The 6,812-nt window shown below is 72.4% G+C and carries 6 protein-coding genes and 1 pseudogene; 3 read left to right on the forward strand and 4 right to left on the reverse strand.

The annotated features are described in order from the left end of the window. Positions 1-291 (forward strand): methionine adenosyltransferase domain-containing protein (locus tag ACWDVW_RS32315; protein WP_449956701.1); only part of this gene is annotated, 291 nt, incomplete at its 5' end. A gap of 100 nt (positions 292-391) precedes the next feature. Here the strand turns inward: ACWDVW_RS32315 and ACWDVW_RS32320 are convergent. From ACWDVW_RS32320 to ACWDVW_RS32335, 4 genes and pseudogenes are all read right to left on the reverse strand, one after another. Next, positions 392-1,492 (reverse strand): hypothetical protein, encoded by a 1,101-nt coding sequence (locus tag ACWDVW_RS32320; protein ID WP_449956704.1) that lies wholly within the window; start codon positions 1,490-1,492, stop codon positions 392-394. A gap of 165 nt (positions 1,493-1,657) precedes the next feature. Further along, positions 1,658-3,739, reverse strand: a complete 2,082-nt coding sequence (locus tag ACWDVW_RS32325; protein WP_449956707.1) for a xanthine dehydrogenase family protein molybdopterin-binding subunit — start codon at positions 3,737-3,739, stop codon at positions 1,658-1,660. Positions 3,740-3,841: 102 nt separating this feature from the next. Then, on the reverse strand, positions 3,842-5,530 hold the full coding sequence (locus ACWDVW_RS32330) for a bifunctional 3'-5' exonuclease/DNA polymerase (RefSeq protein WP_449956710.1): 1,689 nt from the start codon (positions 5,528-5,530) through the stop codon (positions 3,842-3,844). Positions 5,531-5,587: 57 nt separating this feature from the next. Next, positions 5,588-6,020, reverse strand: a pseudogene (locus ACWDVW_RS32335) (VOC family protein). Between the two features lie 81 nt (positions 6,021-6,101). Between ACWDVW_RS32335 and ACWDVW_RS32340 the strand changes: the two are divergent. Together ACWDVW_RS32340 and ACWDVW_RS32345 are read left to right on the forward strand one after the other, a co-directional pair. Continuing rightward, entirely contained in the window at positions 6,102-6,359 is a 258-nt protein-coding gene (locus ACWDVW_RS32340; protein WP_449956713.1) for a type II toxin-antitoxin system Phd/YefM family antitoxin, read from the forward strand. After that, positions 6,356-6,730 carry a type II toxin-antitoxin system VapC family toxin gene (locus ACWDVW_RS32345; protein WP_449956716.1) on the forward strand — a complete coding sequence of 125 codons (375 nt, stop codon included), beginning with the start codon at positions 6,356-6,358 and terminating at the stop codon, positions 6,728-6,730. Before ACWDVW_RS32340 ends, ACWDVW_RS32345 begins: the two co-directional genes overlap by 4 nt. Positions 6,731-6,812: the final 82 nt, after the last annotated feature.

Genomic DNA, 6,812 nt, shown 5'->3' on the forward strand with positions numbered 1-6,812 from the left:
GGGTTGGCGGAGCGGTGTGAGGTGCAGGTGGCGTATGCGATTGGTAAGGCGCATCCGGTGAGTTTGTTCGTGGAGACGTTCGGTACGGAGACGGTGCCGGTGGCGTCGATCGAGAAGACGGTGTCGGAGGTGTTCGATCTGCGGCCGGCGGCGATCATTCGGGATCTGCATCTGTTGCGGCCGATCTATGGGCAGACGGCGGCGTATGGGCATTTCGGTCGGGAGTTGCCGGACCTGACGTGGGAGAACACGGACCGGGCCGCCGACCTCAAGTCGGCCGCAGGAGCCTGACGACACGCACGACCGGCGGGTCGGCCGCCCACGCCGCCGACCCGCCGCGCACCACCCACCCGCGCCTCACCTGCCCGACGCCGCGCGTGCACAGCAGAATTCAGGACCGTCGACCGGCCAGCCGAAGACGCCGTTTCACCCCACCGGCGGCCCGGGCCTTCAGCCGCGACAGCATCTCGTCGGCCTGGCTCTCGGCCCGCCGACCGAGAGAGTCGGCGTGACCGAGCATGCCGACGATCGTCTCGATCGCCACGTCGAGCAACTGCCCGTCGTCCAACTCGTCGGGACTGACCGTCCGCTCCATCCCGGTGGGCCGCAACTCGTCCAGATCACCGACCACGGTGCACGGGTAGTCCCGGATCTCCGCGATCTGCTGCTCGGCGAGATCGCACACCCACGCGGCCCGGTCCAGTCCGACACCGAACCGCAGCGCGTTGGCGCGCTCCTTGAGCACCGCGTCGACCAGGTGCCGCTGCACCACCTTCTGGTACGGCGTCCGCAGCGGATACCTGTCCCCCAGCGCCTGGTTGACCCGGCGCAGCACCTCGCTCTCCGCGGCACCCAGCGAGGCATTCGACGTCGGCGCGGTCAGTTCGCACAGACCGTCCGGGATGCCCAGCACCCCGGCGAAGCGGCGCCAGAGCAGGTCACGGGGTGCGCCGGGCGGCGGCACGACCACCAGGTGCCGCTGCCGCGCCGGCACCAGATCACCCCAGCGGCGCAGCATCCGGGGCGCGGTGTAGTTGTCCCAGAAGGCGTCGAACCGGCCCGCCTCGACCGCCCGGAGGAACGCGTCGAAGCGCCAGGTGCTGCGCGCCCGGATGCTCTGCTGCCAGGTCGACGGGAACGTCCGCCACAGGTCCCGCCCGGCCGCGATCACGTGCACCTCGGCGGGTTGCAGGCTCTCGATCGCCCGAGCCGCCTGCGCACCGGTCGCCGCACCCAGCCCCTCGTTACTGATGATGACGTCGCCGGACCACCGGCGTGCCTTCTCGGCCAGCCGGTCCCAGGTCCAGTACACCTCGGCGTCGCGCCAGTGCGCCGCGCGCAGATCCGCCATCGCCTGGTCGTGCGCCACCGCGCTGCCCGGCAGCAGGATCCCGGCCTTGCGCAACACGTTCTGGTTGCTCCAGAGCACGTTCTGCACGAAGGTGCTGCCCGTCTTCGGCGCACCGATGTGCACATAGACGCGTCTGGCCATTCCGCCTCCCCGGCATCGTCACCTCCCCGACCGGAGTGGTCAAGTTGGAGGCATCAGGGTGGCACACCAAAAGCGCGCAAGAAACCGCAGGTGAGAGACGGTCAACGGGCCCTTTTCCACAATGCCCGACAGCCGAAATCAGAGTGAACTCTGCGCGACGCGACCTCAGCCGACGAGCAGTTTGTCCAGGGTCACCGGGAGTTCCCGGACGCGTACCCCGGTGGCGTGATGAACGGCGTTGGCGATCGCGGCGGCGGCACCGACGATGCCGATCTCCCCGGCTCCCTTGATGCCCAGCGGATTGACCGCGACGTCGACGTCCGGCACCCAGTACGCCCGCACCGCCGGCACGTCGGCGTTGCTGCTGACGTGGTAACCGGCCAGGTCGTGGTTGGCCCAGGTGCCGTACCGGTGGTCGAACGCGCCCACCTCGTGCAGCGCCATCGACAGGCCCATCGTCATCCCGCCGATCAACTGGCTGCGCAGCGTGCTCGGGTTGACCACCCGGCCGACCGCGAAGACCCCGAGCTGCCGCAGCACCCGCACCTCGCCGGTCTCCTGGTCCACCCGGACCTCGGCGAACTGCGCCCCGTAGGCGAAGCGCGGCAGCGTCGGCTGCGCCGCGACCTCCTCGTCGGTGCTCACCTCGACGAGCAACCCGCCCGCCGGCACCGGACCGGAGGCCGCGCCGAGCCGGTCACACAACCGCTCGCAGGCCCGCAGCACGGCCCAACTCCACGAGGTCAGTCCCATCGACCCACCGGCCACGTCCGCCGCCGGCAGGGCGCTGTCACCCACCTCGATCCGGACCCGGTCCGGCGGTGCGCCGAGCGCGTCCACGGCCACCTGCCACAACGCGGTCCGCGCGCCGGTGCCGATGTCGGTGGCGTTGATCCGTACCTCGAAACTGCCGTCGGGAAAGGCGGCGGCCGACGCGGCGGCCGGCCGGACCCGGGCGGGATAGGTGCAGCCGGCCACCCCGGTGCCGAACAGCCACCGGCCGGACCTCCGGGCCCGGGGCGTCGGGTCCCGGGGGGCCCAGTCGAACCTGCGCGCCCCGTCGGTCAGGCAGGCGGCCAGATTCCGGCTGGTGAACGGCTGCCCGCTCGCCGGATCGACCGGAGTGTCGTTGCGCAGGCGCAGTTCGACCGGGTCGACCCGGCAGGCCGACGCCAACTCGTCCAGCGCCGACTCCAGCGCGAACGAACCGGGGGTGAACCCGGGCGCCCGCATCCAGAACGGCGTGGGCACGTCCAGCCGGATCACCCGGTGCGTGGACCGCAGGTGCGGTGCGGCGTACATGTGGCGGGTGTAGACGGCGGTCTGCTCGGCGAACTCCGTCACCCGCGAGGTCTGACTCAGCGCGTCGTGGCCGACGGCGACGAGTCGCCCGTCCCGGTCCGCGCCGAGCCGGATCCGTTGGATGGTCGGGGTCCGGTAGCCGACCGGGCCGAACGTCTGCTGACGGGTCAGCGCCAGCCGGACCGGCCGGTCGACGTGCCGCGCCGCCATCGCGGCCAGCACCGTCTGCACCTTGACGTAGAGCTTGCCGCCGAAGCCGCCACCGACGTGTCGACTGATCGTCCGGACCGACTCCGGCGGCAGCCCGAACAGCCGGGCCAGCACGTCCCGGACCGGCCCGGAGCCCTGACTGGAGTCGTGCACCACCAGGCACCCGTCGCGCCACTGCGCGGTCGACGCGTGCGGCTCCATCGGGCTGTTGTGGTAGGACGGCGTGCGGTAGGTGAGGTCCAGCCGCACCTCGGCGGCGTCGAAGCCGGCGTCGAAGTCACCGGTGAGGACGTCGGTCGGGTAGCTCGGGTTCACGTGGTCGGGCCGATAGAAGCCGTCGTCCCCGGCGGTCAGCCGGGTGTGGTGCGGCTGCACGTCGTAGCGAAGACGGACCAGCCCGGCCGCCTCCCGCGCCGCCTCCGAGGTCTGCGCCACCACCAGCGCGACGGCCTGCCCCCGGAAGTGCACCGACGGATCCTGGAGGCGGAACACCTCCGCGTCGACCCCGGGGACCAGCCGGGGCGCGTCGCCGTGGTGCAGCACCGCCAACACCCCGTCGACCGCCAGCGCCGCCGTGGTGTCCACCTCGGCGACGGTCCCCCGCGCGATCGTCGCCGGCACCAGCCACGCGTACGCCATGTCCGCCGCCGGGTACTCCACCGCGTACCGGGCGGCGCCGGTCACCTTGTCGTACCCCTCCAGTCGGGTGTGCCGCCGCCCGACGGCCGCGCTCACCGGCGAGCCCCGTCGACCCGCACCCACCCCGATCTGCGCATAACGCCCACCATAGGCGTCAACGGGACGTCGACGGCCCCGATCCGGTCAGCCGAGCGCCACTCACGCCGCGTCGGCGTAACACTCCACCACCGACAGGTCCAACGGGAACCGCACCGCGGTCTCGCCGAACAACAGCGCGGTGGCCCGCCGCCCGGCCCGGTCGACCGCCTCGGCGACCCGCTCGGCCTGCGCGGCCGGGCAGTGCACGATCACCTCGTCGTGCTGGAAGAAGACCAACTCGGCCTCGGTGCCGGCCACCTCGCCCCGCAGCACCGCGAGCAGCGTCGAGGCCCACTCGGCGGCGGTCGCCTGGATGACGAAGTTGCGGGTGAACCTCCCACGGGACCGGGCCGCCCGGGCCCGGGGCGACTGCGGGTCACCGGCCTCGTCCGGGTCGGACGGCCCGTCGTCACCCGCGCCGAACCCGGCCGTCCCCGGTGGGGAGGTACGCCCCAACCACGACCGCACCAGCCCACCCGCCTCACCGGTGCGGGCCGCCGCCTCCAGGTGGCCGAACGCGGTCGGATAGTTGCGCCGCAGCACCGCCAAAGCCGGCACCGCCGCGCCACCGGTCTGCCCGTACATCGCCCCCAGCAGGGCGAGCTTGGCCCGGCCCCGGTCGCCGCCGAACGCGTCCCGGGCCAACGCGGCGTACAGGTCACCGGTGGCACCGGCCGCCGCGAGCCGGGCGTCACCGGAGACCGCCGCCAGCACCCGCGGCTCCAACTGCCCCGCGTCGGCCACCACGAACCGCCACCCCGGGTCGGCCACCACCGCACGGCGGATCACCTTCGGGATCTGCAACGCGCCACCGCCCCGGGTCGCCCACCGGCCCGACACCACCCCGCCGGGGACGTACTCCGGTTGGAACCGCCCCTCGCGGACCCACGCGTCCCGCCAGGCCCGCCCGTGCGCCGTCCAGATCCGGTAGAGCTCCTTGTACTCCAGCACCAGCGGCACCGCCGGATGGTCCACCCCGCGCAACACCCAGGCCCGGGTGTTCGGCAGCTCCACCCCGGCCCGCGCGAACGCCCGCAACAACTCCGCCGGGCTGTCCGCGTGCACCTGCCGTACGCCGAACGCCTCGGCGATCCGCGCGGCCAACTCGGCCAGCCGGCGCGGCGGCCCGCCCACCGGGGACGGCTCCCCGAGCAGCTCGGTCAGGATCGCGTCGTGCACGTCGGCGCGCCAGGGCAGGCCGGCCGCACCCATCTCGGGGCCGATCAACGCGCCGGCCGACTCGGCCGCCACCAACAGCCGGAACCGCCCCGGCGCCCCGGTCGCCGCGATCCGGTCGAGCTGATCGGCGTACACCCCGGTCAACGCCGTGATGCCCGGACCCGGCGGCCCGGGCACGGCGTCGAAGAGCGCGCCCTGCCCGCCGCCCGGCGGGGCGGCCACGCGCGGTGGCGGATCGGCCGGCACCGGCGCGCCGGTCAACCGCGCCCACGCCGCCGCCAGCGCCCGGGGCTCACCGAAGCGGCCGGCGTAACCGAGCAGCAGCGCCTCGGTCAGCTCCACGTCGTGGCAGCGCGCGACGCGGACCCCGGCCCGCAGCAGCGCCGGATAGAGGGTGGCGCCGCAGGCCCAGACCCAGCGCGGCGAGTCGACCCGCTCCCTGGCACCCACCGCGGCAGCCAGGTCGGCGACCGACTCCGGCGGCCCCACGGCGGTGCCGGCGGGGTCGAGGGGTTGCAGCACTCCCCCGCCCCGCTCGTCGGGCACCACCGCCACCAGCACGAACAGCATTCTTCCGCCCGGGTGCGACAACCCGGCGGGCGCCTGCCCGGCGGGGCAGGAGCAGAGTCAGTCGGCGTTCGACCACGAACGCTGGGACAGCACGAGGCGGTAGCCGTCCGGGTCCTCGACGGTGACCCCCCCACCGGTCCCAGTAGGCGCCCTGAGCGACCCGGCGACCACCGGCGGATTCGAGTCGGGAGACGAGTGCCTCGTCGGGTACTTCACCGAGATAGATCACGAGCAGGTCCTCGGGGCCCGGTGTCGGTCGTACCGCCAGGTGCGGGCCGCCGACCAGTTCCAGGTGCCAGGAGGCTTCCGGCCAGCCCAGCATGATCAGGTCGTGCTCGCCGGGACCGCCCTGGCCCCGCCAGAGCACGTGCAGGCCGAGCCCGTCGCGATAGAAGCGCTCCGCGACGGCGAGGTCACGGGACGGTCGGGCGATCCGGATGTGGGCGGCAGGGTCGATCACGGTTGCTCCCTCGGTAGACCGAGAGGGCATCGTGCAACCTCAACCGAAGTCGAGGTCAAGCTCCTCGACCGGGGCATCCGAGTGGACTAACCTGTTAGCCAAGGAGGTCAGATGGGAAGCGAGGCTGCCGCCCAGTTCAACATCCACGAGGCCAAGACGAACCTGTCGCGGATCATCGACCGTGTCGAGCACGGCGAAGAGATCGTGATCAGTCGAGCCGGCAAGCCGGTCGCGAAGGTCATCCCGCTCGTACGCCGGGTCAATCGCACCGCACGCGGGTCCCTGCGCGGCAGGGTGGTGCTCTCGGACGACTGGGACTCCCCTGAGGTGAACGACCGCATCGCGGACGACTTCGGGACGACAGCGTGACGCTCTTGCTCGACACTCACGTCGTCATCTGGTGGTTGACCGACGATCCGAGCCTGTCGTCAGAGATCACGGACCGCCTGGATCACGAGCCGGAGGTCTACGTCAGCGCCGCCACGATCTGGGAGATCACCATCAAACAGGCGATCGGCAAGATCAAAGAGCCGGCGAACCTACCTGAACTCGTTCGCGACAGCGGTTTCCGGCACCTGCCCATCACCGCTGACCACGCGGTCGTGGCCGGTCGACTTCCTGGCATCCACCGTGATCCGTTCGACCGGATGCTGGTGGCTCAGGCCCAGTGCGAGAAATTGGTCCTGGCCACACGCGACTCTGTCGTGCAGAAGTACGACGTACCGGTGCTGGCTGTCTGAGCCGAGCTCGTTCGCCCGGGACCAGGTGCCAGCCGTCTCACTTCACCGGTGTCCGCCCCCGGCCGGTGGGCCGGGGGCGGAC

Source organism: Micromonospora sp. NPDC003241, assembly GCF_053589795.1.

Coding starts and splice junctions, on each gene's coding strand:
- ACWDVW_RS32330 (WP_449956710.1), bottom strand. CDS start 5,530: ATGCTGTTCGTGCTGGTGGCGGTGGTGCCCGACGAGCGGGGCGGGGGA.
- ACWDVW_RS32320 (WP_449956704.1), bottom strand. CDS start 1,492: ATGGCCAGACGCGTCTATGTGCACATCGGTGCGCCGAAGACGGGCAGC.
- ACWDVW_RS32340 (WP_449956713.1), top strand. CDS start 6,102: ATGGGAAGCGAGGCTGCCGCCCAGTTCAACATCCACGAGGCCAAGACG.